At 59.3% G+C, this 25,735-nt stretch carries 28 protein-coding genes and 1 pseudogene; 11 read left to right on the top strand and 18 right to left on the bottom strand.

Features of this window, described 5'->3' with window-relative positions; translation table 11 throughout:
• The first annotated feature begins 77 nt into the window (after nucleotides 1–77).
• From NBG89_RS26325 to kdgD, 3 genes are all read left to right on the top strand, one after another.
• Nucleotides 78–803, top strand: a complete 726-nt coding sequence (locus NBG89_RS26325; RefSeq protein WP_431323237.1) for a FadR/GntR family transcriptional regulator — start codon at nucleotides 78–80, stop codon at nucleotides 801–803.
• A gap of 66 nt (nucleotides 804–869) precedes the next feature.
• Entirely contained in the window at nucleotides 870–1,850 is a 981-nt protein-coding gene (locus tag NBG89_RS26320; protein ID WP_431323236.1) for a mannonate dehydratase, read from the top strand.
• Between the two features lie 44 nt (nucleotides 1,851–1,894).
• Nucleotides 1,895–2,818, top strand: coding sequence for a 5-dehydro-4-deoxyglucarate dehydratase (kdgD, locus tag NBG89_RS26315; RefSeq protein ID WP_431323235.1), 924 nt, complete (start codon nucleotides 1,895–1,897; stop codon nucleotides 2,816–2,818).
• A 924-nt stretch (nucleotides 2,819–3,742) separates the two neighbouring features.
• On the opposite strand, the gene mctP is transcribed toward kdgD, so the two are convergent.
• The 10 genes from mctP to NBG89_RS26265 form a co-directional block, all read right to left on the bottom strand.
• Entirely contained in the window at nucleotides 3,743–5,218 is a 1,476-nt protein-coding gene (mctP, locus tag NBG89_RS26310) for a monocarboxylate uptake permease MctP (protein ID WP_431323234.1), read from the bottom strand.
• Nucleotides 5,208–5,405, bottom strand: coding sequence for a DUF3311 domain-containing protein (locus tag NBG89_RS26305; protein ID WP_431323233.1), 198 nt, complete (start codon nucleotides 5,403–5,405; stop codon nucleotides 5,208–5,210). Before NBG89_RS26305 ends, mctP begins: the two co-directional genes overlap by 11 nt.
• Nucleotides 5,406–5,675: 270 nt before the next feature.
• Nucleotides 5,676–6,320 (bottom strand): response regulator transcription factor, encoded by a 645-nt coding sequence (locus tag NBG89_RS26300; RefSeq protein ID WP_431323232.1) that lies wholly within the window; start codon nucleotides 6,318–6,320, stop codon nucleotides 5,676–5,678.
• Nucleotides 6,317–7,702 carry a cache domain-containing protein gene (locus tag NBG89_RS26295; protein ID WP_431323231.1) on the bottom strand — a complete coding sequence of 462 codons (1,386 nt, stop codon included), beginning with the start codon at nucleotides 7,700–7,702 and terminating at the stop codon, nucleotides 6,317–6,319. Before NBG89_RS26295 ends, NBG89_RS26300 begins: the two co-directional genes overlap by 4 nt.
• Nucleotides 7,703–8,012: 310 nt before the next feature.
• A complete protein-coding gene (locus tag NBG89_RS26290) occupies nucleotides 8,013–10,355 on the bottom strand; it encodes a PBP1A family penicillin-binding protein (protein ID WP_431323230.1) in 2,343 nt (780 codons plus the stop codon).
• A gap of 414 nt (nucleotides 10,356–10,769) precedes the next feature.
• Nucleotides 10,770–11,183 carry a type II toxin-antitoxin system VapC family toxin gene (locus NBG89_RS26285; RefSeq protein WP_431323229.1) on the bottom strand — a complete coding sequence of 138 codons (414 nt, stop codon included), beginning with the start codon at nucleotides 11,181–11,183 and terminating at the stop codon, nucleotides 10,770–10,772.
• On the bottom strand, nucleotides 11,180–11,437 hold the full coding sequence (locus NBG89_RS26280) for a FitA-like ribbon-helix-helix domain-containing protein (protein WP_431323228.1): 258 nt from the start codon (nucleotides 11,435–11,437) through the stop codon (nucleotides 11,180–11,182). Before NBG89_RS26280 ends, NBG89_RS26285 begins: the two co-directional genes overlap by 4 nt.
• 204 nt (nucleotides 11,438–11,641) lie before the next feature.
• Nucleotides 11,642–13,174, bottom strand: a complete 1,533-nt coding sequence (locus tag NBG89_RS26275) for an FAD-dependent oxidoreductase (RefSeq protein WP_431323227.1) — start codon at nucleotides 13,172–13,174, stop codon at nucleotides 11,642–11,644.
• A gap of 270 nt (nucleotides 13,175–13,444) precedes the next feature.
• The gene (locus NBG89_RS26270) at nucleotides 13,445–13,930 is read right to left on the bottom strand and encodes an adenosine-specific kinase (protein WP_431323226.1); all 486 of its coding nucleotides are present in this window, start codon (nucleotides 13,928–13,930) and stop codon (nucleotides 13,445–13,447) included.
• Between the two features lie 422 nt (nucleotides 13,931–14,352).
• Nucleotides 14,353–14,805, bottom strand: coding sequence for an Lrp/AsnC family transcriptional regulator (locus tag NBG89_RS26265; RefSeq protein ID WP_431323225.1), 453 nt, complete (start codon nucleotides 14,803–14,805; stop codon nucleotides 14,353–14,355).
• Nucleotides 14,806–14,924: 119 nt separating this feature from the next.
• Between NBG89_RS26265 and NBG89_RS26260 the strand changes: the two genes are divergently transcribed.
• From NBG89_RS26260 to NBG89_RS26250, 3 genes are all read left to right on the top strand, one after another.
• Nucleotides 14,925–15,902 (top strand): nucleoside recognition domain-containing protein, encoded by a 978-nt coding sequence (locus tag NBG89_RS26260; protein ID WP_431323224.1) that lies wholly within the window; start codon nucleotides 14,925–14,927, stop codon nucleotides 15,900–15,902.
• A gap of 118 nt (nucleotides 15,903–16,020) precedes the next feature.
• The gene (locus tag NBG89_RS26255; protein ID WP_431323223.1) at nucleotides 16,021–16,533 is read left to right on the top strand and encodes an arginase family protein; all 513 of its coding nucleotides are present in this window, start codon (nucleotides 16,021–16,023) and stop codon (nucleotides 16,531–16,533) included.
• Nucleotides 16,482–16,613, top strand: coding sequence for a DUF6429 family protein (locus NBG89_RS26250; protein WP_416068533.1), 132 nt, complete (start codon nucleotides 16,482–16,484; stop codon nucleotides 16,611–16,613). Before NBG89_RS26255 ends, NBG89_RS26250 begins: the two co-directional genes overlap by 52 nt.
• A gap of 34 nt (nucleotides 16,614–16,647) precedes the next feature.
• Here the strand turns inward: NBG89_RS26250 and NBG89_RS26245 are convergent, their stop codons facing one another.
• The 4 genes from NBG89_RS26245 to tnpA are packed head-to-tail and all read right to left on the bottom strand — an operon-like array spanning nucleotide 16,648 to nucleotide 19,723.
• Nucleotides 16,648–17,232 (bottom strand): plasmid pRiA4b ORF-3 family protein, encoded by a 585-nt coding sequence (locus NBG89_RS26245; protein ID WP_416068532.1) that lies wholly within the window; start codon nucleotides 17,230–17,232, stop codon nucleotides 16,648–16,650.
• A gap of 2 nt (nucleotides 17,233–17,234) precedes the next feature.
• The gene (gene tnpC, locus NBG89_RS26240) at nucleotides 17,235–18,893 is read right to left on the bottom strand and encodes an IS66 family transposase (RefSeq protein WP_416068531.1); all 1,659 of its coding nucleotides are present in this window, start codon (nucleotides 18,891–18,893) and stop codon (nucleotides 17,235–17,237) included.
• A 45-nt stretch (nucleotides 18,894–18,938) separates the two neighbouring features.
• Complete coding sequence (tnpB, locus tag NBG89_RS26235) at nucleotides 18,939–19,232, bottom strand: IS66 family insertion sequence element accessory protein TnpB (RefSeq protein WP_112982801.1); 294 nt, start codon at nucleotides 19,230–19,232, stop codon at nucleotides 18,939–18,941.
• Nucleotides 19,233–19,288: 56 nt separating this feature from the next.
• The gene (gene tnpA / locus NBG89_RS26230; RefSeq protein ID WP_416068530.1) at nucleotides 19,289–19,723 is read right to left on the bottom strand and encodes an IS66-like element accessory protein TnpA; all 435 of its coding nucleotides are present in this window, start codon (nucleotides 19,721–19,723) and stop codon (nucleotides 19,289–19,291) included.
• A 139-nt stretch (nucleotides 19,724–19,862) separates the two neighbouring features.
• Here tnpA and NBG89_RS26225 point away from each other — a divergent pair, with 139 nt between their 5' ends.
• From NBG89_RS26225 to NBG89_RS26215, 3 genes are all read left to right on the top strand, one after another.
• A complete protein-coding gene (locus NBG89_RS26225) occupies nucleotides 19,863–20,240 on the top strand; it encodes an arginase family protein (protein ID WP_431323222.1) in 378 nt (125 codons plus the stop codon).
• 979 nt (nucleotides 20,241–21,219) lie between these two features.
• Complete coding sequence (locus tag NBG89_RS26220; protein ID WP_431323221.1) at nucleotides 21,220–22,038, top strand: SAM-dependent methyltransferase; 819 nt, start codon at nucleotides 21,220–21,222, stop codon at nucleotides 22,036–22,038.
• Nucleotides 22,039–22,191: 153 nt separating this feature from the next.
• Nucleotides 22,192–22,416: a DUF2442 domain-containing protein gene (locus NBG89_RS26215; protein WP_431323220.1), complete on the top strand. Its 225-nt coding sequence runs from the start codon at nucleotides 22,192–22,194 to the stop codon at nucleotides 22,414–22,416.
• A gap of 898 nt (nucleotides 22,417–23,314) precedes the next feature.
• On the opposite strand, the gene NBG89_RS26210 is transcribed toward NBG89_RS26215, so the two are convergent.
• A complete protein-coding gene (locus NBG89_RS26210; protein ID WP_431323219.1) occupies nucleotides 23,315–23,518 on the bottom strand; it encodes a hypothetical protein in 204 nt (67 codons plus the stop codon).
• A 180-nt stretch (nucleotides 23,519–23,698) separates the two neighbouring features.
• On the opposite strand from NBG89_RS26210, the pseudogene NBG89_RS26205 reads away from it, so the two are divergent.
• Nucleotides 23,699–23,839, top strand: a pseudogene (locus NBG89_RS26205) (DUF1515 family protein); the annotation flags it as partial.
• 75 nt (nucleotides 23,840–23,914) lie between these two features.
• Here the strand turns inward: NBG89_RS26205 and NBG89_RS26200 are convergent.
• Both NBG89_RS26200 and NBG89_RS26195 read right to left on the bottom strand, forming a co-directional pair.
• Complete coding sequence (locus NBG89_RS26200) at nucleotides 23,915–24,289, bottom strand: helix-turn-helix domain-containing protein (RefSeq protein ID WP_431323218.1); 375 nt, start codon at nucleotides 24,287–24,289, stop codon at nucleotides 23,915–23,917.
• Nucleotides 24,187–24,498 carry a type II toxin-antitoxin system RelE/ParE family toxin gene (locus NBG89_RS26195; RefSeq protein WP_431324560.1) on the bottom strand — a complete coding sequence of 104 codons (312 nt, stop codon included), beginning with the start codon at nucleotides 24,496–24,498 and terminating at the stop codon, nucleotides 24,187–24,189. Before NBG89_RS26195 ends, NBG89_RS26200 begins: the two co-directional genes overlap by 103 nt.
• Nucleotides 24,499–24,569: 71 nt before the next feature.
• Here NBG89_RS26195 and NBG89_RS26190 point away from each other — a divergent pair, with 71 nt between their 5' ends.
• Complete coding sequence (locus NBG89_RS26190) at nucleotides 24,570–25,061, top strand: low affinity iron permease family protein (RefSeq protein ID WP_431323217.1); 492 nt, start codon at nucleotides 24,570–24,572, stop codon at nucleotides 25,059–25,061.
• Between the two features lie 188 nt (nucleotides 25,062–25,249).
• On the opposite strand, the gene NBG89_RS26185 is transcribed toward NBG89_RS26190, so the two are convergent.
• Nucleotides 25,250–25,507: a hypothetical protein gene (locus NBG89_RS26185; RefSeq protein WP_431323216.1), complete on the bottom strand. Its 258-nt coding sequence runs from the start codon at nucleotides 25,505–25,507 to the stop codon at nucleotides 25,250–25,252.
• Between the last annotated feature and the right edge of the window lie 228 nt (nucleotides 25,508–25,735).

The raw sequence follows: 25,735 nt of genomic DNA, 5'->3' as shown, positions 1-25,735 counted from the left end.
ACATAATATGTCGGCCGTATGTCGTATTATGATGTTTCGTTGAGCTTTGCAAGCGCCATGCGGACGAGGGCGGATAAATGGGGAACCATGAAATGGTGGCAGGCACGCGCAGCAGACAGCGCTTGGCGCAGCAGGTTATCGACCAGCTTCGCATGCAGATCGAAACGGGAAAGCTGCGTGAGGGAGATCAACTGCCAACCGAGCCCCAGCTTGAGGCGGCCTTTGGCGTCAGTCGCACCGTCGTGCGCGAGGCGATTGCCGACCTGCGCGCTGCCGGATTCGTCCGGCCCGTTCAAGGCAAGGGCGTCTTCGTATCGGACCCGAAGGCGCATGGCGGCATGATGCTGACGCCCGTCGAGGTCAAGAGCATTCCAGAAACACTGGAATTGCTGGAGTTTCGGATGGCTGTCGAAGGCGAGGCGGCCGCCATTGCAGCCTATCGCAGAACGGCCGAGCAGGAAGCCGCAATCAGGCTCGCCAACCGGAAAATGGCCCAGCTCATCGAGAGTGGAGAGCCCACGGTTGACGCTGATTACGAGTTCCATACCGCCGTAGCCATCGCCTCGAACAATCGGTTTTATATCGATGCCTTGCGCCAGTTCGGCCCGCGCGCCATTCCGCGCGGTCAATTCCCGACCCTGCCCGAAGCCAGCGACCGCGCCTATCTCGAAAAGGTTCACGCAGAGCATGGAGAGATCCTGGCAGCCATCGCCGAGCAGGATCCCGACCGCGCGAGACAGGCCATGCGCGCCCATTTGATGGCGAGCCAGCGACGATATCGAATGCTCGCAGAACAGCAATGAGGCTCGACAATCCCCATAATTCATATTATGTCATATGACACTATCTGAATGATTGGGAGGTTGATCGTGTATTTGGGAACCCAGGTCGCCGCGCGCGATGACGATGATTTTCGCGTTTTTTCGCAGTTGGGCGTCAAGCACATCTCGGCTGATCCGCCAGGTGCGCCGTCGAGCTGGACGCTGGAGGATCTCGAGCGTCATCGCGATCATGTCGAGAGCTTCGGTCTCGTGCTGGATATGATCCAGCTTCCCTTGCCTTCCAAGCCGATCGAAAACGCCTCCTATCCCGACATCCTGTTGGCTGGACCGCAGCGCGACCGCCAGATCGATGCCGTCTGCCAGATGATCGAAAATTGCGCAAAGGCGGGAATTCCCGCCACGAAATACAATCTCAACCTCATCGGCATTCCGCGCACCGACCTTGAACAAGGCCGTGGCGGTTCGCTGAACGAGGCCTTTCGATGGGAGAAGGCCGATCGTGAGGCCGCGCCCGGTATTGCCGGCCTCCTCTCGCAGGACGAGAACTGGGAGCGGATCGACTATTTCCTCGAGCGCGTGGTTCCTGTCGCGGAGAGCAACAGGGTGCGTCTTGCCTGCCATCCGCACGACCCTTATACGCCGCCGGGCTATCGTGGCGTCACCCGGGTCCTTGGCACGGTCGACGGGCTGAAGAAATTCGTTGAGATGCGCGAGAGCCCCTATCATGGCCTGAATTTCTGCCAGGGCTCGATCGGCGAGATGCTTGATAATCCACGCGAGGAGATCGACGACATCATCCGCTGGTTCGGCACGCGCGGGAAAATCTTCAACCTGCACTTCCGCAACATTCGTGGCGGCAAGCTCTCCTTCATGGAAACCTTTCCCGACGAGGGCGACATGGACATGGTGCGGTCGCTGAAGGTGTACCAGGAGGTCGGCTACAGATATATGGTCATGCCGGACCACGTGCCACGCATCAGTGGCCGCGACGCGACGGGCGTCGCCTTCAGCTTCTGCTACGGATACATCGCCGCACTCCTCGAGGCGATCGAAGCCGGCCATATGTGAGCGGGACGCTCGCCTTCAATCAGCAATCATTCAAGGAATTCAACATGGATCCCAACGCCATCAAGAAAGCCGTGGGCGACGGCCTCCTCTCCTTTCCGGTCACCCATTTCGACAGCGAAAACAAATTCGACGAAGCCGCATACCAAAACCATGTGAGCTGGCTTGCCGGTTATGACGCCAGTGCACTCTTTGCCGCTGGCGGGACGGGCGAATTCTTTTCGCTCAATCCTGCCGAAATCCCCCTCGTCATACGCGCTGCCAAGGCGGCCGCGGGCAAGACGCCGATCATCTCCGGCGCGGGCTACGGCACGTCGCTTGCCATCGATATCGCGCGGGCTGCGGAAAAGGCCGGCGCCGATGGCCTGCTGCTGCTTCCGCCCTATCTGATGTTTGCCGAGCAGGCCGGACTTGTCGCCCATGTGAAGGCGATCTGCCAGGCGGTCGGGATCGGCGTGATCGTCTATAACAGGGATAATGCGATCCTGTCGGCCGACAGCATCGCGCGGCTCTGCGACGAGTGTCCCAATCTCATCGGCTTCAAGGACGGTGTTGGCGATGTCGACCGTGTCATCGAGATCACCACCAAGATTGGCGACCGGCTTGTCTACGTCGGCGGCATGCCAACCCACGAAGTCTACGCGCAAGCCTATTTCGCCGCCGGTGTTACCACCTACTCCTCGGCGGTCTTCAACTTCGTCCCGTCTCTTTCCCAACGCTTCTACAAGGCGCTGAGGGCAGGGGACCAGCAGACCGTCGACCAGATCCTCAAGGACTTTTTCTTCCCTTTCGTCGCGCTGCGCAACCGGAAGAAGGGCTATGCCGTCTCCATCATCAAGGCGGGGCTGAAGGTGATCGGCCGCGATCCGGGCACGGTGCGGGCACCGTTGACGGACCTTGCGAGCGACGAGCTTTCCGTCCTGCAGTCGATAGTCGAGGCCAACGACCAAGCGAGACTGGCCGCAGAATAAGAGCGCTGCGATCTGCCGGCTGACCGGGACGATGTCGGGCAAGGGGCGGCCACATGCAAAACGCTGTTCGCTTCTTCGCCGCGGCCTACCTCTGGGGCAGGAGTGGTCACGCGAGCGAGCTCATTCGATCTGAAGCTCAAGCGTCTTTTGGTCCCCGCTGAACCTGCCAGCCCGATATCCGTCGGCGAGATCAATAACGCCGATCTCGGGAAGGCCGTCCCTCATCTGGCCGACGAAGGCCGGTAGGGCCGCGATTGCCGTGGCGGCGGCGCAACATGCCGGTCCCTGAGGCCTTCCCGTCGACACAGGCACCCGTCCAAAAGGCCGGCCCGGCAGTCAGGGACACTGGCGCGACGAACGCGCAACCACTTGCCGGGTCTTCAGACCAATGCTGATCTGTCGATCCGGCATTCGCCAGACCATGTGACGCCGAGATCGCCACAAGTGCGATCCACCCGATGTCCTGCAACCGCTTCATTCGATCGAATCTGCTCGTCTTGAGCAACCCCCTTCATCACGTCGCACAGGCTCGTCGCCAATCATCCGGAAGCCTGGCAATTCCATAGGGATTGCCGGCCAAAGATGGTTTCCAGCCCAGCACGGCTGCTATTCCTGCCAACAATAAACGGCGCATCTGGTCCAAGGATTTCTGCCTTCTGTTACTGGCCTCCTTGTCTCGTTTGGGAACCTTTGAAAGTGAGGGGGGCTGCTAGGCAAGGGCGCAACTTTGGCGCTCTGCTTGCTGCCTGACCGTGAGCGTCAAGGCGCTGTGTTTTGAGCGAAATTTGCAGCCGACGAACGGGGGATGAAGCCTCGGCCGCGAATGTCAGCTTGCGGTCTTGAACTTGCGGCAGGCCGCCTTGGAATTTCATCTGGGTGGTCAACGTCAGGAACAAGGAGTGACGCCCCTTGCTCCTGACGGGCTTATGCGCGTGCCGGAGTTCTTGCCGGAACGATGGCATTGACCGCAACCGCGACGACAATATTTGCGGCAAGGGCAAGCAGTCCGGTGTAGATGGTAAATGGTTCTCCACCGAGGCTGACCAGGTGCAGTGGTTTCCAGCCTGCATCCCATACGAGATAGGTGCCCCCGACAAACCCAACGAACCAGCCGGCGAGCAGTCCCGGTGCGCGGAACCAGTTGGTGTAGAGACCGAAGACCAGCGCGGGGAACGTCTGGAGGATCCAGATACCGCCGAGAAGCTGCAGGTCGAGTGCAAACTGCGTCGGCAGGAAGACGATGACGAGAAGCGCGCCGACCTTGACGACGAGCGACGTCACCTTCGCGACCTTGGCCTCGCCAGCATCTGTTACCGCCGGGTTGACATAGGCCTTCCAGAAGTTGCGGGTGAAGAGGTTGGACGCGCCAATGCTCATCACTGCGGCCGGCACCAGCGCGCCGATGGCAATCGCCGCGAAGGCAAAGCCTGCAAACCAGCTCGGGAACAGTGTCTGGAATAGTGCTGGAACGACGTCGTTGGCGCTTTCGAGCTTCAAGCCGGCCGCGTGGCCCATGTAGCCAAGGAGGGCGAGGAGGCCGAGCAGCAATGTGTATGCCGGCAGCAGCACGGCGTTCTTGCGGATCGTGTTGCCGCTGTTGGAGGCAAAGATGCCGGTCAACGTATGCGGATACATGAAGGCTGCAAGCGCTGAACCGAGCGCCAATGTTGCGTAGGCGACATACTGGTTGGGCTGGAGCAGCAGGCTGCCGGAGCCCTTCGCCTGGAACGCTGCATCAGCGGCAGCAAAGACGTTGGCATAGCCGCCGAGCTTCGAGGGGATGAGCGCCACCGCCGCAATCACGACGATGTATATCATGATGTCCTTGACGAAGGCGATCAGCGCCGGCGCCCGCAGGCCCGCCGAATAGGTATAGAGTGCGAGCACAATGAAGGCGATCGAAAGCGGCACCTCGCCATGGAGACCGAGCGCCTTGAGTGCCGCGGTCATGCCCACGAGCTGCAACGCGATATAGGGCATCGTTGCGACGACGCCGGTTGCGGCAACCGCAAGCTCCAGCCCACGCGAACCAAATTGGCCGTGAACCACGTCGCCGGCGGTGACGTAGCCGAAATCCCTCGCCCGCTTCCACAGCACAGGCATGACCATGAAGACAAAGGGATAGACGATGATCGTGTAGGGCAGCGCAAAGAAGCCGTAAGCGCCGACAGTGTAGACCAGCGCCGGGACGGCAATGACCGTGTAGGCGGTATAGAAGTCGCCGCCGACCAGAAACCAGGTGATCCAGGTGCCGAAGCTGCGGCCACCAAGGCCCCACTCGTCGATATGGGCAAGCGTCTTGGGTTTACGCCAGCGGGATGCAACGAAACCCATGACCGTGACGAGCACGAAGAAGAAGATGAAGACGGCAAGCGCGGTGGTGTTGAGTTCAGTCGTCATCGCGCAGGCTCCGGTAAGCAATCCAGGTCAGAAAAGCGGTAATCGGCACCCAGGCGAGCTGATACCAGTAGAAGAAGGGGAAGCCGAAGAGCGTCGGTTCGCGGAAATTATAAAAAGGTGGCCAGAGCAGCCCGATATAGGGAATGACGAGCAGCCAGAGCGCCGCTCTGTTCTTTGGTTTTTCCATTATGAATACCTCTCGGGCGCCGTTTGATCGGCGCCAAGTTGCAGTTGTCGGTGGTGAAGATGGTTTGTCAGTTGCTGGACAAAGTGAGCCCGAACCGCCTCCTCACGGCGGCTCTTCCGCAACGGCGGAAGAAAGCCTTGTGCGTTTGAAAGTCCTCCCAACGGCTGCGCCCGGCGAGCCGTAGCGAAGTCCTATGGCGAAGCTTTGCATGCAACAAGAGGGGGGAAGCGATGAAATGCCTGCGACTACCCAGAAGTGGGTAGACGGTGTTCAGATCGGTTTGGTCTGAATCCCGCGGTCGAGCGCATAACGGATCAAACCGGCCGTTGTCGCGATCCCGAGCTTCTTCTTGAGGTTCTTGCGATGCGTTTCGGCGGTAGCCTGGCTTATCCCCAGTGCCTCGGCGATCGCCTTGTTGGCCTTTCCGGCAAGCAACAGGCCGAGGATATCGCGTTCGCGGGGCGTGAGGGGATCGGCGTCATTGCTGGCTTCCCCCTCCATCAGCACGTCAAAGACACCGGACGAGAAATACGTCTTGCCATCCGCAACGGTCTCGATGGCCGAAACGATCTCGTCGGTCGACACGTCCTTGAGAATATAGCCTGCGGCGCCATGCATGACAGAAGAGGATATGTATTCGCGGCTGTCATGCATGGAAAGCATGACGATCCGCGTTTCCGGGACCTTTCTCTTGAAAAGCTCGATCGCATCGATGCCGCTGAGCTTCGGCATGTTGATGTCCATCAGCAAGACATGCGGCCGGACCTGGCAAGCGAGTTCAAGGCCGGTCTGGGCTTGGCCGGCTGTTCCAACGACTTCGATGTGGTGGAATGTCTCAAGGACGGCCTTCAGCCCGTCCAGTACCAGCGGATGGTTGTCGATCAGCAGGACCTTGATTTTGTCACCTTTCTTCATGCAGCCTCGGCCTGTTGGTTGGTGGGGCGATTGGCCGATTTTGGCAGCATCGCGGTCAACACGGTGCCGCTCGCATCACTGTTGATCAGCATCAGCCCGCGGAAATGCGCCATACGTTCCTGCATGTTGCGCAAGCCGAGACCAGATTGTCTGAGGGGGCCGTCCCTGCCGTCGCCAAAGCCCGAACCATTGTCGGAAATCGTCATGCGGGCGCGCCCTTTCTCGCTCCAAAGCCTGACGGAAAGCCGCGACGCACCGGAATGCCGTTCGACATTGTTGAAGGCTTCTTGTGCGATGCGATAAAGCGCGGTGCTGGCTTCCGGCCTTAGCATCTCGATGAAGCCGGAAGCTTCGATGTCGGTTTGAATACCGGTCCGCTCGACGAAATTGAAACAGAGTGCCTCGATCGCCGCCGTAAGGCCGAGATCGTCGAGCACGCGTGGCCTCAGATCGTGCGATAGCCGCCTGATTTCCTTGATCGCGCCGTTCAGGGCCTCGATGCCGCGATTGATTGTCTGTGCGGCGTCATCAGCATCTGTTCTGACCTTACGTCCGGCGAGATCCATGGTATAGCGCACGCCGACGAGATTTTGCGAAATGCCGTCATGCAACTCGCGGGCAAGTCGGGAGCGCTCTTCTTCCTGTGCGTTGATCACCCGCTGCGTCAGTTCCTTGAGTTTGCCGTCCGCCATGCGCCGCTCGTGGAAGGTCACCAGCATGCAGGTGGTGAAGACGACCAGCACAGCAGGCACGGCGATCAGCGCCACGACCACAAAGGTCCGCTTTATGTTAGCCCGCATGCTTTTGTTCGCTGCAGCCGTTTGGGCAAAGACGTCGTCGAGATAGACACCGGTTCCCACGACCCAATGCCACTTGTCGAGGCTGACAACAAAGGACAGCTTGTCGGCCATCCGGCCGCTCGACGGTTTCTGCCATTTGTATTGGTGCAGGCCGCCGCCCGATTTGGCCGTGGCGATCAGTTCGGCGATCACCTTGTCGCCATCGGGATCGGTCAGGTTGAGCCAGTTTTGTCCATGCCGGAAGCCTTGACGGGGATGAACGATATTGTTTCCGTCATAGTCGTAGACGAAGAAATATCCGTCCTCGCCGTAGTCGAGCGAGTTCAGGATCGCCGCCACCTTGTCTTTGGCGACCTGGTCGTCCTGACCGGCATCACCATAGGTCGACTGGATTGCAGATAGCGCGAGGTTGGTGAGATTGAGGATCTCCGTCTCCTTGGCCTTCAGCATATTCTGCTCGAATGTCGCAATATTGTCCCGCGCAAGGTCAGCCGATTGCCAGGTGATGAATGCCGTGATTGCCAGGATGGCAATCACGAGCGGAACGATCGCCAGCGCGACGATTTGGTGTCTCAAGGTCAATGAGTGCCCTCCCAAGCCAGCCGATCAGCTGAAGCATGAAGACAGTAGGGCGTGAAGAATGGCGCCCGGTCAAGTCTGGCTCAACCCGCGACAGGACGCCCAATCGGCCGGATCGAGGCGCGCATGCGAAAGACCCGGGCGTTCGCCTGGCACCCCCGCGTGGTCGGGCCGGAGCGGTCGCCGTTTCATTTGAGTGACATCGGGACGCGCGAGCTTCGTATGACGAGCCTCGCTATCCTGATCCGGTGCCAACCGAAACCATGCCGCCGTCGCGGCTACGGCGCGCGTTGATCTGCAGCCGAAGTGAAGACTATTTTTCGCAGAGCCGTCGCGCGCCATAATAGGGCTGATAGGTGCAGTCCGACGGGCGAAAGGAACGATAGCTGCGGGAGCAGGCAGTGATATTGCAGGACTGCGGTGCGTCTTGGCCGTCGATGATTGCTCCCGTCGACCCAGCCCCGTTCGGCGCAGGCTCGCTCATCGCTTCTTGCATGAAGTCCCGCCAAATACGCGCTGGCAGGGCGCCGCCGGTGACACCGTTCATCGGCGTGTCGTCGTCATTGCCGACCCATACGCCGGCGACGAGCGGTTCCGTGAAGCCGACGAACCAGGCATCGCGATTGTTCTGGCTGGTGCCAGTCTTGCCGGCGGCAAACGTTCCAGGGTCGGCTGCACGTCCGGTGCCACGCTCGACCACCAACTGCAGAAGGCGGAGGAGATCGGACTGATAGGGCGACAGATCGACATTTGGCCCAGCTTGTGAACCAACCCGAAACGCTTTTGGCTGCCCTGCAGCCTGAAATTCGATGATGCCCCAGGGATTGACGGGCGCCTTGCCGAGATGAACAGACGCATAGGCGCTGGTCAGGTCAAGCAGGCTTACTTCGGATGTACCGAGCGCCAGAGACGGCGTGTTGGCAAGCGGCGCATCGATGCCGAGCTCTCGTGCGGCCGCGACCACATTGTCGAGCCCGACCTCTTCGGCAAGCGCTACGGTCGCGGCATTTAGCGACCGTGCGAAAGCCTCAGCCAGTGTTACCCATCCGTGATAACGGCCGCCGGAATTTTCCGGCGACCAGCCGTTTATGTCGATTGGCGCGTCGAGAACACGATCATACAAGGTGAGCCCGGCCTTCAGGGCTGCATAGTAGACGAACAGCTTGAACGTGGAGCCCGGCTGCCGCATCGCTGTGACGGCACGGTTGAACTGGCTTGCCTTGTAGTCGCGCCCACCGACCATGGCAACGACCGCGCCCTCGGGCGTCATCGCGACCAATGCGGCTTGCGAGGCTCCCGCAGCCTTGCCTTCCCTGTCCAAGGCGCTTGTCACAACCCTTTCAGCGATCTGTTGCAGGTGTGGTGAAAGGGTCGTGCGTACCGTGGTCGAACCTGGGGAGGGGCCGGCGATTTCGCTCGCCTGCGGCGAAATCCAGTCAGCAAACCAACTTCCCGAGCGCGGCGCAGGCGGCGTCGGATGCAACTTGGCGAAGCTTGCCTTGACTGCCTCCGCCTTTGATGCGGTGATCTTGCCATTGGCTGCCATCGCGTCGAGGACGACGGCACTGCGTTGCCGGGCCCCTTCGAAGTTATCGATCGGATTCCATTGGCTCGGCGCCCGCAGCAGTCCCGCCAGCATCGCCGATTCAGCGAGATCGAGGGCGCTGATATCCTTGTTGAAGTAGATTCGCGCGGCGGCAGGCATGCCGGTCGCGCCGGCACCAAGATAGGCGCTGTTAAGATAGCGCGTCAGGATTTCCTGCTTGCCGAGCTTCCACTCCAGCCAAACGGCGATGACGACCTCTTGTATCTTTCGCTTAATTGTCCGGTCGCTGTCGAGATACTGCAGCTTGATGAACTGCTGGGTGATCGTGCTGCCACCCTCGACCACCGAGCCAGCTTCGAAGTTCCTCAGGAACGCCCTTGCGATGCCTCTGAGATCAATGCCGAAATGATCCATGAACCGACGATCTTCAATGGACAGGACAGCGTCGATGAGATGAGGCGGAAACTGGTTGTATTGCGCATACGGTCCTTGATAAGGCCCCTGTCTTACCAACGGTTTCCCGTCAGCGGTTTCGAGCACCACGACAGGTTTTAGGCTACCATCCCGGATTTCGCCCCAAGGGACGTCCCGCAGTGCCCATGTGAGAACACCTCCTGCAAGGAGCAGGCCGGCAAGAAACGTCAAGCCTATAGTGACTTTCCACCATCCCGGGCGAAGTGATCCCCGCCGGCCATTTTCCAGGGGCTTTTCAAGGCGGACACGCTTACTGCTTGCTGCTCTACTGCGAGCATTTGCGAACCACTTGCCAAGATTGCCGACGGTGGTCTTCGAAGGGATTGATCCTTTGATCCTTGTCCTCAGATAAGACACCGCTGTCTTGGCCCGGGCCCTTGCAAAGGTTGAACTCGCTTGCAAATCCTGTCCCAACGCGCGCAATAGCTCCGGCGCCATCTTCCTGCTTCGGCCGAAGGCTTTGTGAGGCTGTTGTGGGTGGTCCCCTTGGGTGGACGAACTTGCTCCTACCATCGAGTCCAAGGCGGGCGCCTGTTCAGCGACATGGTTGGCAGGGAACTCCAGACTTGCCGAGCCATCGGCACCCCGGCCTGCGTCACCGGCACTTTGCGTTGAGGATTTGGGAGGGTTCGGCATCGGTTCCCGCTAAAAGGCTCTTCCCAAAGGTAGCGCGTCTCTATAACGCGGCAATGCCAGATGATCCATTGCGAAAATGGCGCGCTTGCGTCTGCAATTCGAATGTATCGCCAGGTCGGATGTCAGAGCGTCGAAAAGGTCGCGCAGGCCTTGCCAACCTATAGGGGCGGAAGCGGGATTAGCTCCATCGCGACGTAGACAAAGCTCTCCTTGCCGCCACGAACTCCCGCAGCTCGCCCGGAGATACCGATCCTCGAAAGGCCGGGGATGTTCCACCTTGTGCGCGCATAAGCAATTTTCGCTTGCATGTCTCTTGCCCCGGCTCGCGGGCAGCTGGATCACGCGATATGTTCATGCCGTCGCCATAAACGGATGATGTATGGGCAGTATTTGAATTGTCGACATGTCCGCTCCTCATTGCGAGGAGTTCCACGGATTGACGACGTTCAGACCTGCGGCCTGGAAGGGACTTGTGTCACGAGTGGCAAGCATCAGCCCGCGCGCGGCGGCCGTTGCAGCGATGTAGCCATTAGCCTTGCCGGCTTCCTTCGCCCCCGCCATTAGCTCGGCGTAGGCTTGGGACGCATCCAGGTCGAAAGAAAGAACCCGGCCGGAAAAGGCTGGCAAAACCTCCCGTTCAAGACGATCCTGGTAGATCGCTCGCCGTTTGCCTTCCGGCATTGTTGCCAGACCATAGCGCAATTCAGCGACGGTGATCGTGGACAGGTAGAGGGTTTCGATCAGTTGGGCGTCAATCCAGGCCAAAACGTTGGTATCCGGCTCGACTTTCCAGAGTTCGGAGATCACATTAGTGTCGAGAACGATCATTCAAAGTTCATCGGTTCAGCTGGCGTCTTGTCACGAAGCTGGTTGAGGCGTTCTGTTTCGGCGTCTGTCAGCCCTCCAGCCTCACGCGCGATGGAAGTCAACAGCGTGCCGAGCTTCAGACGTCCCTCTGGTTTGGCAGCCTGTTCGAGAATGCTGCGGATTTCAGCCTCGGCGCTGCGGCCGTTGATGGCGGCCCGGACACGAATGGCACGATGGACCTCATCTGGCACGTTGCGAATAGTGATGGACGGCATTGCTTTATGGCTTCTAAGCTGATTGCGATGCATGCATACTAACCAAATGCAATCAATTGTTCATTTGGCAGGTCGGTAGAAAAAAAGATCCGGATAGAGCGCCGAATAGGCGGTACTGGCTGCACTTAGCCGCATCGTCTTGCAAGTTGGCGTGCCAGCCGCATCGCTGCAACCGTCATCTTCTGGCTGTAATAAATCTCGGGCCTAGGTGTTGCTCTTTTCGATCGCCAGTTCTGCCTGGAGGCTGTCGGTATCTCGGAAGATCGTGGCAACCGCCAGAACCCGTCCGCCGCGCTTGAAGCGCAGCAGGCAGTCTTTCGCGGCTACGTCGCCCTCGACCTCGATTGCCTCCCATCCCTCGGCATGGCCGACATAGTTGATAGGAATGTCGTAATGCTGGCTCCAGAAGAACGGCACATCTGAGAACTTCTTCTGACGTCCGAGCATGTTGAGCGCGGCAGCAGCTCCCTGCCGCTGCGCCACCACCCAGTGCTCTACCCTGATGTTCTCGCCGGTGTGGGGGTCGGGCCACCGGGCGATATCGCCGGCAGCGTATATCCCCGGCGCGCTGGTCTCGAGGTAGGCATCGACCAGGACGCCCCCGTCGGTGGAAAGACCTGCAGCCTCGGCGAGATCGATCCGCGGCCGTACACCGATGCCGGCAACAATCATGTCAGCCGCCAGAGTTCTGCCACTTGTTAGCAGGACTTCGCTTGCGCCGATGCTCGCCGCGGTATCCCCAAGATGGAAGACGACGCCATTTTCCTCATGTAGGGCGCGGATGAAGTCGCCCATCTGAGCGCCCAGGACGCGTTCCATCGGCCGTCCGTCGGGCGCCACGACGTGCACGCCGACACCGCGAGCCCGAAGAGCGGCGGCAACCTCGAGGCCGATGAAGCTGGCGCCAAGTACGACGGCATGCCTGGCCGTGCCGCTTTGCGCGATGATCCTGCGGCAGTCGGCAAGCGAGCGTAGCGTATGGACATGAGGCTGGCTGGAGCCGGGTATATCCAGTCGCACCGGCTCGGCGCCGGTAGCAAGCAGCAATTTGTCGAAGCCGACCCGTGCCTCGTCGACGAGCACAACCTCGCTCGCACGCACATCGATGGCGGCAACCTTGGTTGCGAGGCGCAGATCAATGCCGTTCCTGGCATAAAAGCCTTCCTTGCGCAGCGGGATCCAGTCTTCTGGAGCCTTGCCTGCGAGGTAGTCCTTCGACAGATTGGGGCGGTCAACGGGCAGAGCTTCGTCGTCGCTGATCATGACGATGGCGCCCTGATATCGTTCACGCCGCAGTCTCTCGGCCGCGGCAAAGCCGGCCGCGCCACCGCCGACGATGACGATCCTTGCGGGAGAGAGCCCGGCATTGCTTTCGTGCGGGGCAGGCGACGGCTTCTTGAGCTTCTCGCCAACGAAAATCCTTTCACCGCGCTGCTCGACGGACCAGCAAGCAAGCGGCGACAGCGCAGGCGCGCGCAGGGCCTCTCCGGTGTGCAGGTCGAAGCAGGCATGATGCCAGGGGCAGCGGATGCCGTCGTCGGCGACGAGGCCGTCGACCAGTGGCCCGCCATAGTGCGAGCAGGCGGCTGCAACGGCGAATATCTCTGCTCCGCGGCGCACCAGAAGCACGGGCTCACCCTCGAGGTGGCCGACCATCTTACCACCATCGGGAAGATCGGCGAGCGCGATGCCGAGGGCCAGGTCTGGCCCGTTGCGGTCCGAATGATGACTGGCCATTTTTTCTCCTCTCTCAAAGAGCCGTTGCCAGAATCCGCCATCTCGACGCTCGGCTGCCAGGCATGCGGCTTGCCTCGAATTTCCCGCTATTGCGGCTCGGAGGCACATGTATCTGGCCTGCGACTGAGTGGAATTTCTCTGATGAAGCCGGGTTAGTCGCTCCTCTCCTCAAATGCACGGCGTCAACCTGAGTGTTGGGGCACATGCATCGTGCTTCCCGCATGATCGGGATCTGCGCCATGCTAGCCTTCAATCAGGCTTTGCTCGGGGCTACAGCTTGTAGCCGATCTGTCGCAGAAGGTCTTTGCGCCACGCAATGTCGGCGTCGGTTTCGACACCCAGAGGCGAGGCGCCATCAACGACACCGAGCACGCCGCGGCCCAGTTCGGTCTGTGCAATGATCACCTGTGTCGGGTTGGCCGTCGCGCAGTAGATGCGGCAGACCTCGGGTACCGAACGCACCGCAGCCAGCACGTTGACAGGAAAAAACCCGTCCCCAAGGAAGATCAGGAAAGTGTGGCCAGCGCCAATCTCCAAAGCATTGTCGCGCGCTAGCGCGATCATGGATTCGTCATTGCCGGACCAGCGCAGCAGCCGCTTGCCAGAGGCTTCGCAAAACGCCAGCCCGAAGCGAATGCCAGGAACCGCACCAACCAGTGCCTCGTGGAGGTCTTCCACGGTTTTGATGAAATGCGACTGGCCAAAAATGAAGTTGGTGGCGTCCGGCTTGACGATCGGCACCACGGCAAGTTCCATGGCTGCGCTCCTTCAAGATAGGCAATGCTATGGTAGGTAGGCAGACAAAAGGCGGTTTCAAGCCGCCAAAGGCGGACACGCCTTCCGGGGCATCCCCTTGGCCTCCTCGTTGAGGTTCCACGTGCTTCAAGGTCGGGTGCTGCAGGCACCCATTATCCTGCGTTCCGCAAAGATCCGGCAATCCCTGAAGCGTCAGAGTCCTTAATTCTATCACTTGCGAGACTTCGAGCTCGGCTCGCTTGCGGCCTGGCGCCCGGCGCGGATGCTTCCTCCTTCATGTCGCGCCGCAACCGCACGTGCGCTGCCATCCGCCGTCACAGCCTCCGCCAGAGGCCCGATCGGTCATGCCCTGCTCGATCGGGTTGCGGCGCAGCGCGCGAAGGCCGGCTTCGCGAGTCGTTCCAAAGCAAGCGGGCAGTGAATTAAATGCGAATGGCGGTTTCCTCTTTCGCCGCTCGGATTATTATCATGGTGAAGTAGCGCGCAACATTGTTCTGGTCGCGGAAAATCCTGTCGCACAGACGGTCGAATTCTTCCATATCGTGCAGGCGCAGCATCAAAACGACATCGGTCTCGCCGGTGACGGCGTAGGCGTGTGAAACGGCTTCCTCGGCACTCGCGATATCCAGAAAGCGGCGCATATGCTGGTCGCCGTGCAACTTCAGTTCCACCGTAACCAGAGCCTTGATCGCACGCCCGGCCTTGGCGGGATTCAGGATCGCGACAATGCGCTCGATCATACCTGATTTTCGGAGCCGCTGTAGACGTCGGAGGCAGCTGGAGGGAGATAGGCCAACCTCGTCGGCCATATCCACATTCGTGCGCGATGCGTCACGCTGGATAAGGTTCAAAAGTTTCCGGTCGATCGGATCCATTCCTGCAGCATATCTAGCAGCGGCTGATTTGCAATAAAATTGCAAGAAGTCGCAATCTTTGACCGAAAATTCGAGCCCACTCGGGCTAGCAGATTGGGATAGCCGTAGAGGAGTCTCAAATGTCCTTCCTAATGTCCATCTTGCGCAAAACAAGCGAAACACTTGAAATCTATTGGGTGCTTGTTCGGATCACGGTCCCGATCACGATCTTAACAGAGCTGCTATCGAGGATGGGAGCGATCAAGGCGATTGCTCCCGCTTTTGCGCCCGTCATGAACCTGCTTGGGCTGCCATCAGAGCTCGGCCTAGCCTGGCTGACGGGAATGCTCGTGGGAATATGGGGCGCTGTTCCCCTCATTTTCACGCTCGTTCCCACGTCCTCGCTGAGCGTGGCGGATATCACTGTTTTCTCGGCGCTCATCTTGTTCGCACACGGCCTGCCCATCGAGCAGAAGATCATTCAGAAGGCGGGGCCGGGCATGATCATCACGACGACGCTGCGTATCGCAGGCGGATTGTTTTACGCCCTTCTGCTGCACCGACTTCTCGAGGCCACAGGATGGTTGTCGGCTGTGGCGAACCCGACCTGGATTGCCATGAGCGCCACGCCTGATTGGGGCGAGTACTTCCGCGGTCTCGGCGAAACCATGATCTCGATGCTTGTCATCCTCGTGGTTCTGTCCTGGGCACTTGAAATCCTTAGGCTGACGGGGCTGCTGGAATTGATGATGAAAGTGCTCTCGCCCGTGCTGCGCCTTGCCGGTATTCGGGACGAGGCGGGCCATCTCACAGCCGTCGGATTATTCCTAGGGATTTCCTACGGTGCCGGTCTTCTGATCCGCGAGGTGCAATCGAGGGCAATATCACCGCGCCAGGTCTTTCTGTCATGCGTGTTCATGGGCTTTGCGCACAGTGTGATTGAAGACACCATTGTCGTGATCTCGATGGGTGCCAATGTTCACGGTGTTCTTGCCGGCCGGCTTGTTTTCGCGGTTGCGGCAACCGCCGCAATTGGCATTGTCCTCTACCGAGTGTCCGACAAGGCATTCTTCGCACGGATGTTCCGGCTACAAGGCGCGCAGGTGGGAGGACGATGAGCTTCGAGCAAAACGCCGCTTTGCATCCAGCATCAGGCCAGCCGCCAAGAGGCGACGTGCTCGCTTTGTATCGGAGAACCAGCTAGAAGACCTCGAGATATGTTCGGAGGTATTGGCTTTGGCAAAACTGACTGAATATACGGTCTTTCAAGGGCGGGCAGGCGATCACAACGATCTGGCAATACCGGGCGCACGGGCGATCGGTGAAGAGCTGGCCCGTCGCTCTGGTGTTTCCCCGACAGTAATCGGAACACCAGAGCCTGCGTTGAACATTGGCTGGCGCGAGGAGCTGGACGCCGCCCTGCCATATCTCAGGGAAATGCAATTGCGGCTGGACGAGGTCTTTGCCGGCGGCGGTGTCTCCATCGCCGCCACCAGCCGATGTGCGGTCTCGCTCGCAACGCTTCCAGCCGTCGCAAAGCATCATCCTTGCGCCTGCATCGTTTGGTTCGATTCCCACGGCGATCTGAACCCACCTGACGCCAGTATTTCCGGATATCTCGGCGGGCTCGCATTTGCAGGGTATCCATCCGAGGTGGGCCGCGGGACTTGGGGTCTCGCGCGTGGTAGCATAGCAGAATGGAGATCGACGAGGACAAAATCGATGACGCGGTCCTGTGTGATCCGTTGAACAAGTCGAAGTCGCTGGTCCTGACGGACGAAGGTCTACGGCGTTCGGAAGAACTATTCCGCCGGTTGTTTACACGGTAAAATCCAGTTTCGGCTTTCACCCACAGCCCGGTGTTCAGGTTTTGCGTCGCGCTTTTCGGACCCATTTTGCGGCGAGGTCATCGACGGCTTTGTTGAGCTGCGAGAAGTTGGCGCTGTTGGGATTGTAATCGCTGCTGCCCCACCATTCTAGGATTTCGGCATGTCGCTCGTGCGCCGGGTCTGCAAGCGCCTCGCGGAACTCCTGATAACCCCATGGACCACCAACGTCTTCAGGCGGGCAGTGTCCCGTTGCTTCGAGGAGCATCGGTCCTTCCGTGCCGACTGCAGGAAAGGTGCGCTCGATCTTGATGCTGTGTTCCCAACCGTCGCCAAAGTCGTAAAGGTATTTGAACGATTTCGCACCGGTGTCCTGGACTGCCGACAGCAGCGAGACCCTGCGGGCATCGATCGGACCATCCCCCCATTCCTCGTCTGGCAAACCAAAGCCGACGTCACGCATGCGGAATTCGTAAAGGTGGCTGTTGGTCCAGCCCATCGCCGCCTGCAATACCTCGTGCAGCCGACTGAGCCTGATGGTGAACGGTACGACAACGCGCCGCATCACTATCGGCTCGACATGATCGAGGGTGACCTTCAGGCGGACGGCAGAAGCCACCATCGTCAGGCCGCCAGCATTACGGTTGCCGGCGATGCACGTTTCCACTCCCAGGGCAGCAGTTCGTGCAGGCGCGTCACAGGATGGTCGGCGATGCGAGCCAGGACATCGGCAAGCCACGCCTTTGGGTCGACATCGTTGAGGCGGCAGGTGGTGATGACGGTCAGCATGACAGCGGCACGATCGGCCCCACGCTGGGAACCGGCGAAGGTCCAGTTCCGTCTTCCCAATGCGACACTTCTCAGCGCCCGCTCGGCTGCGTTGTTCGTGAGACAAACTCTACCGTCTTCGAGGAAGAGGGCAAAGCCCTCCCAGCGCTTGAGCATGTAATCGATCGGCTCGATGACCTCGGACGATCTGCTGAGCGTGGCGCGTTCCTTCGTCAACCACTCGTGCATGTCATCGAACAGCGGCTTGCTTCTCTCCTGCCGCGCAGCCAGTCGTTCTTCGGCACTCAATCCGTTGATCTGCCGCTCGATCCCGAACAATTCGTCGTAGCGCTTGACGGCCTCAAGCGCGATCGGCGAGATCGGCTTGCCCTTGCGTTTGCGATCCCGCGCATTCTTCTGGATATCGGCCAGCTCAAAGAATTTACGCCGCGCATGCGCATGGCAAAAGGCGAAGGTGATCGGCACCTCTTTCGTTGCGGCAACAGCGATCGGCTCGAAGCCATTGTAGCAATCGCTCTGTAGAATGCCGCCGTATCTGGCCAGGTGCTTCTGCGGATGTTCGCCGCGCCGGTCACTCGACGCATAATAGATTGCGGCTGGCGGCGCTGTTCCCCCGAATGGCCGGTCATCGCATACGTAAGTCCATATGCGTCCGGTCGTGCATTTGTCCCTGGCCTGAATGGGAATGGTGGTGTCATCACCGTGAAGACGCTCGGCCGCAAAGACATGCGCCTCGATCAGATCGAAGACAGGCATGAGAGCGGCTGTTGCGTACCCGACCTGGTCGGCCAGCGTCGAGGTCGAAAGATCGATCCCCTCGCATTTGAACCGGGCACTCTGCCGGTTGAGCGGGCTGTGCATGCCGAACTTGTCGAACAGGATCGTCGCCAACAGATGAGGACCGATGAAGCCGCGCGGCGTGGCATGGAACGGTGCCGGCGTCTGACTGATCGCCTCACAGTCACGGCACGTGAACTTTTCCCGCACCGTCTCGATCACCTTGAACCGGCGCGGAATCTCTTCCAGCGTCTCGGTGACGTCCTCGCCCAGCTTCGACAAGCGTGAACCACCACAGCAGGCGCAAGTCGTCGGCGGCTCGATGACGATACGTTCGCGCTCGATATCGTCCGGCCATGGCTTGCGCACCGGTCGTTTGCGCGTGAACGAACGTACGCTCGAGGTTCTGGCGCTTGCTGCCTGTGCCGCGACCTCGTCCTCCGTCGCCGCCGTCACGAGTTCCTCGAGCTGCAGTTCCAACTGGTCGAGCAGGCGCGCCGTGCGTTCAGAGCGCTGGCCTCGCAACTCGCGCCTGAGCTTCTCGATCTTCAATTCCAGAGCAACGATCAGCGCCTCGTTGTCAGAGAGCATCGCCTGCGCATTGGCCGCTTCCGCAACTGCGATAGCGTGTTTAGCCTGCAAGGCTTCATGCTCGCCAAGCAGCGCCAGGTAAGCGCCAACAACATCCACAGGAAGATCGACAGGCTTTGAGATCATGAAGCCATTCGATCAGATTTCCCCTGTATTTTCAATTGAATAATGCTAGCCGACCTTCGTCGGCCGCCAGGTTTCTTGAGGGTGCCTCCAGTCGATCCCGGACAGAAGATAACTCAGCTGCGCGGGTGATATCGCGATCGCGCCGCCTTCCGCAGACGGCCAGACGAACCGGCCGCGGTCCAACTTTTTTGTAAAAAGGCAGCTCCCCTGGCCGTCACTCCAGATCACTTTTATCAGCGATCCGCTACGACCGCGGAATACAAAAAGATTGCCGTCCAGAGGGTTCAGTTTCAGCACCTCCTGCACCCGCAACGCAAGCGATGGAAACCCACACCGCATGTCGGTATGGCCCGTTGCAATCCACACCCGCACATTTTGACCGGAAGGAAGCGTGATCACCGCAACGTCTCCAGACCCCGCATGATCCGCAGCAGCGCCTCAACGTCGACGCTGCCGTCCACGACCACACGACGGCCGTTCGCCGCGACAATCTCCATGCGGCCGGAAGGAGGCGCTACCGGATGCTCCATCGCAGCAGGTGGAGTGACCTGCTTCACCGGCACAAAAGTTTCCGGCATGACGAACGCCGGCACAAAACCATCGGTTTGTTTCTGGCTGTGCAAACCCTGGCGAACCGATTTGCGCCAACGGTTTAACAGCGAGCGGCTGATGCCGTACTGACGGGCCGTGGCCGACGCCCGGCCTCTCCCCGCAAAGCTTTCTGCGACAATCCGCAGCTTCTCATCCTCAGTAAATCGACGCCGCCGTCCGGTGTTGATCACCTCAAGACGGCTCACCCGAGACCCGCTGTCCCCTTCAAAAATCTCCATCTGCCCAACTGTCCTTATGCCTGGGAATAAGGACAGGGTCTGAACAGTTTTATCCAATATTCAAAGGCGGTCTCGCTCGGACGGATACTTTGCAGGGCCTGTTGGCCTATGGGATTCCGGTCTCGGGGCGGGTTTGCGTTTGGACCAGGTCGTCTTGGTGGGGCAGCGTGATCTCGATCCATATGAGGTAAACTTAATGGCGCAGCACAACATTCCACACATCAGGCCGAAGGACGATCTACCCAATGAGCTGAGGAGCGCAATCGACGGCCGTCCAGTCTACGTGCATCTTGATTGCGACGTGTTGGAACCGGGCATTGTGCCAACCGACTACACAAATGCAGGCGGCCTGTCTCTCGATGATCTTCAGCTCTGCTGCGAAGTCATTGCTGAGCATCAAATTGTCGGCCTCGAAATCGCGGAGTTTCAAAACGCATGGCAGGCTGGCGGACCGCCCGTCTCCCCCAGCGCATTGCTTGACGCACTGAGCCCTCTTCTGGTGGCGCGACAGTCGTGAACAGCGTCCGCTTGGAGCCGACAAGGGACGATCTTGGCGTCGGCTCATTCAGGGCAGATAAGCAGCTTTTCGGCCTCTGGAGCGCATTGGCGGCCACGAGAACGCAAGCGCTTTTGGCGTTGGTATTCGTCTTGCTTCGTATGCCCATATCGGCAACTCGCCCAAGTGCTTGCAAGAGGACCGAAACAGCCAAGCGGCTCCGACTCTCTGAAAGAGGTGCCGTTGGCCTCATGGCCGATGTAGCCAGACGCCTATAGGAAGAACTGGCATCCAAACGAAACCGCGGCAATGGCCAATGGCATTGTTAGCACCATTACGATGCATTGCCAGTCGGCTTGATGCTCGTCGTCGCGCGCTTTTGAGTTCATTGCAGCTACTCCCCACAGAGGCAGAAGCCTATCGGAGTTAGTGACGATGTCGTCTCAAAATAGGTTTCTGGCTGTAATATTCCGCAACAGATCAGCTCCTGGAGGCTGCCATACGCTCTGCTGCGGTTGAGCTTTCGGCGGCCTCTTCTCAGGATAGGGTAACCCGACCAGTCTTGGGGACATGTATCTCCGGCCAGACCGGCGACACTGACGGCGAGTCATACCAGAAGCAAGCTGCCGCGAAGACAGCAGAGAGGACGAGAACGCAAGCGATTTTGCAGATCATGTGCGGTTTCCTCTCAGCTTCGTGCGGCGGCTCAATAGCAGCGACAGTGTAAACAGTTCCCTAATCAGCGCGACAGGGCAAACCTCGCGCCTCCCCAACAATCTCGCGCTTTCAATGTTCAGCGCCGAGGCCCGCCGGGTGCTGCAGCCATGATGGATGCCATTCGTGCTGCTTCTGTCGCAACCGGCGACGGGAGGCGGTTATTTCTTGAAGTATGGCATGACATCTTCCGCTGAGCAGCCGAGGGGGCGAATCCATAGCAACGCAATTTTGACGGAAAACCACTCTTCTGGCATCCTGTGCTGGGCGAAGGGGGCTACCCGGCATGTCCGAGAACAATCCGGCGAGCGGCGATGCGTTCTATCGCTCGCAATACACACGCATCTACGGTCAACTTGCGTCAGAAATCCGCAGAGAGGCTTTCGGCGAGGATTTCGGGCAGGAAAGTTGGCGCAGTCCTGCCGAGCAGGCCGAGATCGCCGCCCTGCTGCGGTTAGGTCCGGGTGCGCGCGTTCTCGATGTAGCCTGTGGGGCCGGCGGCCCATCCCTCGCTTTAGTAGAGCAAACCGGCTGCCACCTCCTCGGCATCGACATCGTGCCTGAAGGCGTGTCAAGCGCGACAGCGCAGGCGGTGAAGCGAGGTCTGGCGGATCGAGCCAAGTTTGTCGTACTCGACGGCAACGAACCACTCCCGTTCGAAGACGCGACGTTCGACGCCATTGTGTGCATTGACTCCATCGGCCATCTTCCCGACCGGCACTCCGCCCTGCGGGATTGGGCGCGGCTTTTGAAAGCCGGGGGACGCCTGGTCTACACCGATCCTTTCGTCGTGACCGGAGCCCTTTCGAAACTGGAGATCGACGGCCGTTGCGCGCTCTCCCCCAACGGACTCTTCGTGCCGCCAGGCTTTAATGAAGGTGCGGTGGCCGCGGCCGGCCTCGTGCTGGTGCAGAGTGTCGACCGTGCCGCAGCTGCCGCCGAGATAGCAGGCCGCTGGCACGCCGCCCGCGAGCGCCGCGCCAAAGCGTTGATTAAGGAAGAGGGCCAAGACTGGTTTCAGCGTAGACAGGTCATGCTGAGCATGACCGCGCACCTTGCGTTGGAACGGCGATTAACGCGATTCTTCTATCTCGCAGAAAAGTGAAAGGAATCACGATCGATGTCGCTTACCCTAGCGTTGCATGGCACCCAGTGCGCACTTGCCAGCCGGTGACGAGCTGAGGACCTTGCTGATCCCCCCTTCGTCGGTTTTCCCGTCGAGAAGCTGCAAGGACTTCAAGGTGCTGACGTTTCACAATTGAACAACGTCGTTGTCGAGGCCAAGGGTCTTGGACTTCACTGGCCGGATATCGATGCCGATCTCTATGTTCCAGCTCTGATGGACGGAATTTTGGGATCCAGGAAGTGGATGGCAGCGCAATTGGGTTCGACCGGTGGGAAGGCAAAGTCCGGCGCGAAGGTCACTTCATCGAGACTCAATGGCTTAAAGGGCGGTCGTCCCAAGAAGAAGGTCGCCGCGTAGTCGCTCCTCGAGGCCGCCTTTCCAGGCGGCCCAGCCGGCAGGGTAATTTCATTGGTGGCGGTTGCTACCTAATTGCGAAAACATCGACGGCTTGGGCCGCTCCGATGGTGCATGCACACTGAATGTTTCCGCAGTGATCTACCTGACGCCCCGCATCGGCGCCCCAGCGATTCCGTCCAAATCGGGTTGCGCAGTCTCATGCATCAGCCGTCCCCATCACGACGATGGCGGCATACACCAACCTATCAATAAGGCGTGTCTAGCAAACAGGCTTCAATACATGCCGAGGCCGCGACACTAGCCGCGGCCTGGCCGTTAGACAGAGGCACACAAGGCGGGCAGGGGGTTTGCTACTGGCCTTATGTGTGGACCCTGCTCACAGAGGAACTGCGAGCCGTTTTAGAATAGCCGATTAGGGCAAAGCGCAGGACGCCTTCGTTCGAACAGGCAGGCTTAGCCATTCGGTGGGGGGGTGGAAAGGTGAGGTCCGCAAGGGGTGTAAGCGGACCTCGGAGCACTCTGACAGGAAGTTGGCCGCATTTGGGGCCGAGCACATAAAAACACAACCGGCCGTCGGCCGCACGTTAACCAATGGTGGTACTCGCGGTGCGGCTCTTTTGCTTTTCCAACAATACAATCTGGAGCTTTCAATGAGTGTCCGGGTCACTGCGCAGCAGCATCGTGCTGCCAGAAAAGGGACTGTAAACGCCCGGAACATGAATTCCGTGCTGGTGGCGATGAAACTCGGTTCACATCTCTGGACAAAAAGATTGACGTTATCGGCGGCACGCTGAAATGGGTCAATCGGGCCATCATCACCGGCATCATCATGGGTGTCGTCGCATTCCTAATCAGAGGCGGGTTTTCAATCCCCCAGTAGCCTTGTCCACGGCGCTCGTCACGCCCCGTGTGAAGCGACAAGATAGGACTGCAGCTCATCCTCAAGTTCGACGCAGAATCGCTCGCACTCCTCCAGGCGAGTTTGGTCGCCAGCCTCAGCAAGCAAGTTCTCGCGGAACCGGATGGCGTCGCCGTAATTCTCGACATCTTCCATCCGCCGGTGCGCGATAAGGGCATAGGGACGGAGATGTGGGCGACGCATTAGAAGGACCGCCAACCCATAGCGAAATCTGTCGAAGCGTGCGGGTTCCATGTTCCAAGAGCCGTCTTAGGAGCGCGAAAAATACAATCCATACGAGAATACTAATTCAGCTCTAGCTTATTTGTTCCGCAGGGTTGCAGAAAATACTTCCCGCGGGCGTTCAGGAATTTCACGGAAACGAAGCCGGTCACCGAGGACGTGAAGCGCTGGAAGCTCATGGGGCTTGGCGCTATCGGGGTGACTGGCGTTGGCGGAATGGCAATGGGCGTGACGTTCGCCGATGCCATTAGGCGCGTTGGCTCGGTGACTATCGGCCGTTGATGGCCGGAACCTCGGGCACTCCGACACTACCAAAGAGATTGTCGCCATGCGCGAACGCTTGCAGCAAGACGGGCTTTAAGCCCGCCGATTTTTAGCCGCAGGCGGAACCGGGATGTGAAACTGCACGCGGCCGCCGCTCGGTGCAGCGTCAGAAGCATCAGAAACGTACACGTCTATATTTACGCCAAGAGACAGCAGATACCTCAGTAGCCGCTCTGCCGAATACCCGGTCAACTTACCACATGTGATTTCAGAAACTCGCGCTTGCGTTGTTCCTAGCAGGCGCGCAACCTGGCTCTGTGTGTACCGGCGCGCGACGATAACGCGCGTGATTTCCCTGGCTATTTCTATTTTGATCTCTTCTTCTGGAGAGAGGTCCAGGCCGAGATCAGCGAAGATATTCCCAGAGCTTTGGACGATTCGCTCGTTATCGCCCTTACGTACTGGCATTTTGGCTCCTCTTGGATTTCTTCCCGAAATTGAGTTGGTAGTGTTCCGCAGCCGCCTTTAGCCTCTGGCGCACTAGTGTCCATTTCCTTTTTCGGCGTTGCCCTATCCTTTCTTGCTTTCTTCATGAAGGCGTCGTGTAGGACGTAAACTGCGTCCTTCCTTTGAACTGTATAGACCGCCCGAAACGTGTCTCCGTGGCTATCTACGATATTTCGGGCACCAAGCGGCGACGGCCCTGGCTTAGGGAATCGGCTGGTAGGGGGTTCGTCGCTCCAGGGCGGTGCCGGTCGATGACCTTCTGCATTTTCTTGCGCGCCAGGCCTTCGTTGCCAGGCTTGCGGGGGCTTGGCCGGGCGGCCGCCGATTTGTGAAGGCCGTCACGATCGATGCCATCTGGAGGAACCGGAATGCTGAATCCGGGTTGTGGCTCTGTGAATGGATGGAGAGCACGATGCAGTGGCAATCACTTCTAACGCAGTTAGGAATATGGACTGCTCGACCCTGGGCTTTCTTGATCGTGGCCATGTATTCGATTGGATGGCTCGTTTTTAGCCCTGAGACGTTTGAGTGGCACGGCGTTGCCACGATTGCCACTTGGTCGATGACGTTGGTCATCCAACGCGCCCAGCACCGAGATACCCAAGCCATTCACGCCAAGCTTGACGAACTGGTTCATGCGCAGAGCGACGCGAGGAACGAGATTGTGCGGATGGATGAGAAAGAGCCGGAAGAAATCGAGAACTTCCGTGAAGTCGACAGGGCAGAGGAGTAGCGGGGGCGTTAGAACGCGGAGGACGTGGTTTTGGCGCGGGATTGAAAGGGAAGCCCGCGGCGGGGCTACGACGTGGCTGTCGCATAGGGCGAGAGCTTCCCCTTTTGTCCTGCCCCCAGCGAACAGAACAAGGATAGGTTACGCCTATCTGCGTGGATCACTAGACGGACCAAAGTCCGAAGACGCAGTCACGACCGATCGTTGCCGGCAAAGAAATAGGATTGCATCTCGATCTCAAGCTCGCGGCAGCGTCGCTCGTATTCCTCTAGCAGCACCTTGTTGCCCCCCGCTGCCCGCAGCTTGTCGCGGAACCTGACCGCGTCACCATAGTCCGCGATTTCGTCGATCCACCAATGGGCGCTCGGGGCATAGGGTCGGAGATTTGGGTGGCGCATGAAAAGCACCGCCAATCCATAGCGAAAGCTCTTGAAGCGTGGGTCTTCCATGTATCAAAAACGCCGCCACTCTGGGTTGGTTCCAGACGGCAGCCTTGCCGCTCTGTAAGCCCGAGCCCGTCAGCAAAAGAAAGCCCCGCAGTCGCGGTTGCGGGGGCCGAGTCGAGAGTTGGCTTTGAGGGGTTTCAATTCTCAAAGCGTGGTGGAAACCATTCGGATCGGCTTTTGTTCCGCTTGCTTCAAAAAGAGCCGCGCAGTGGGCCTAGCGGGGCGAGGAAG

The organism is Rhizobium sp. YTU87027 (assembly GCF_050644135.1).
Classification (GTDB): Bacteria; Pseudomonadota; Alphaproteobacteria; order Rhizobiales; family Rhizobiaceae; genus Rhizobium.
Note: the sequence above shows the minus strand (reverse complement) of the source record. Positions and strands in the feature narration are given on the sequence as shown.

Excerpts from the sequence above, each read along its gene's own strand:
- NBG89_RS26290 (WP_431323230.1), bottom strand. The coding sequence starts at position 10,355 with ATGCCGAACCCTCCCAAATCCTCAACGCAAAGTGCCGGTGACGCAGGC.
- tnpC (WP_416068531.1), bottom strand. The coding sequence starts at position 18,893 with ATGATCTCAAAGCCTGTCGATCTTCCTGTGGATGTTGTTGGCGCTTAC.
- NBG89_RS26250 (WP_416068533.1), top strand. The coding sequence starts at position 16,482 with ATGGAGATCGACGAGGACAAAATCGATGACGCGGTCCTGTGTGATCCG.
- NBG89_RS26220 (WP_431323221.1), top strand. The coding sequence starts at position 21,220 with ATGTCCGAGAACAATCCGGCGAGCGGCGATGCGTTCTATCGCTCGCAA.
- tnpB (WP_112982801.1), bottom strand. The coding sequence starts at position 19,232 with ATGCGGTGTGGGTTTCCATCGCTTGCGTTGCGGGTGCAGGAGGTGCTG.
- NBG89_RS26270 (WP_431323226.1), bottom strand. The coding sequence starts at position 13,930 with ATGGAACTTGCCGTGGTGCCGATCGTCAAGCCGGACGCCACCAACTTC.
- NBG89_RS26200 (WP_431323218.1), bottom strand. The coding sequence starts at position 24,289 with ATGCCAGTACGTAAGGGCGATAACGAGCGAATCGTCCAAAGCTCTGGG.
- NBG89_RS26280 (WP_431323228.1), bottom strand. The coding sequence starts at position 11,437 with ATGCCGTCCATCACTATTCGCAACGTGCCAGATGAGGTCCATCGTGCC.
- mctP (WP_431323234.1), bottom strand. The coding sequence starts at position 5,218 with ATGACGACTGAACTCAACACCACCGCGCTTGCCGTCTTCATCTTCTTC.
- kdgD (WP_431323235.1), top strand. The coding sequence starts at position 1,895 with ATGGATCCCAACGCCATCAAGAAAGCCGTGGGCGACGGCCTCCTCTCC.
- NBG89_RS26185 (WP_431323216.1), bottom strand. The coding sequence starts at position 25,507 with ATGGAAGACCCACGCTTCAAGAGCTTTCGCTATGGATTGGCGGTGCTT.
- NBG89_RS26305 (WP_431323233.1), bottom strand. The coding sequence starts at position 5,405 with ATGGAAAAACCAAAGAACAGAGCGGCGCTCTGGCTGCTCGTCATTCCC.
- NBG89_RS26300 (WP_431323232.1), bottom strand. The coding sequence starts at position 6,320 with ATGAAGAAAGGTGACAAAATCAAGGTCCTGCTGATCGACAACCATCCG.
- NBG89_RS26275 (WP_431323227.1), bottom strand. The coding sequence starts at position 13,174 with ATGGCCAGTCATCATTCGGACCGCAACGGGCCAGACCTGGCCCTCGGC.
- NBG89_RS26245 (WP_416068532.1), bottom strand. The coding sequence starts at position 17,232 with ATGGTGGCTTCTGCCGTCCGCCTGAAGGTCACCCTCGATCATGTCGAG.
- NBG89_RS26260 (WP_431323224.1), top strand. The coding sequence starts at position 14,925 with ATGTCCTTCCTAATGTCCATCTTGCGCAAAACAAGCGAAACACTTGAA.
- tnpA (WP_416068530.1), bottom strand. The coding sequence starts at position 19,723 with ATGGAGATTTTTGAAGGGGACAGCGGGTCTCGGGTGAGCCGTCTTGAG.
- NBG89_RS26210 (WP_431323219.1), bottom strand. The coding sequence starts at position 23,518 with ATGCGTCGCCCACATCTCCGTCCCTATGCCCTTATCGCGCACCGGCGG.
- NBG89_RS26325 (WP_431323237.1), top strand. The coding sequence starts at position 78 with ATGGGGAACCATGAAATGGTGGCAGGCACGCGCAGCAGACAGCGCTTG.
- NBG89_RS26285 (WP_431323229.1), bottom strand. The coding sequence starts at position 11,183 with ATGATCGTTCTCGACACTAATGTGATCTCCGAACTCTGGAAAGTCGAG.
- NBG89_RS26265 (WP_431323225.1), bottom strand. The coding sequence starts at position 14,805 with ATGGATCCGATCGACCGGAAACTTTTGAACCTTATCCAGCGTGACGCA.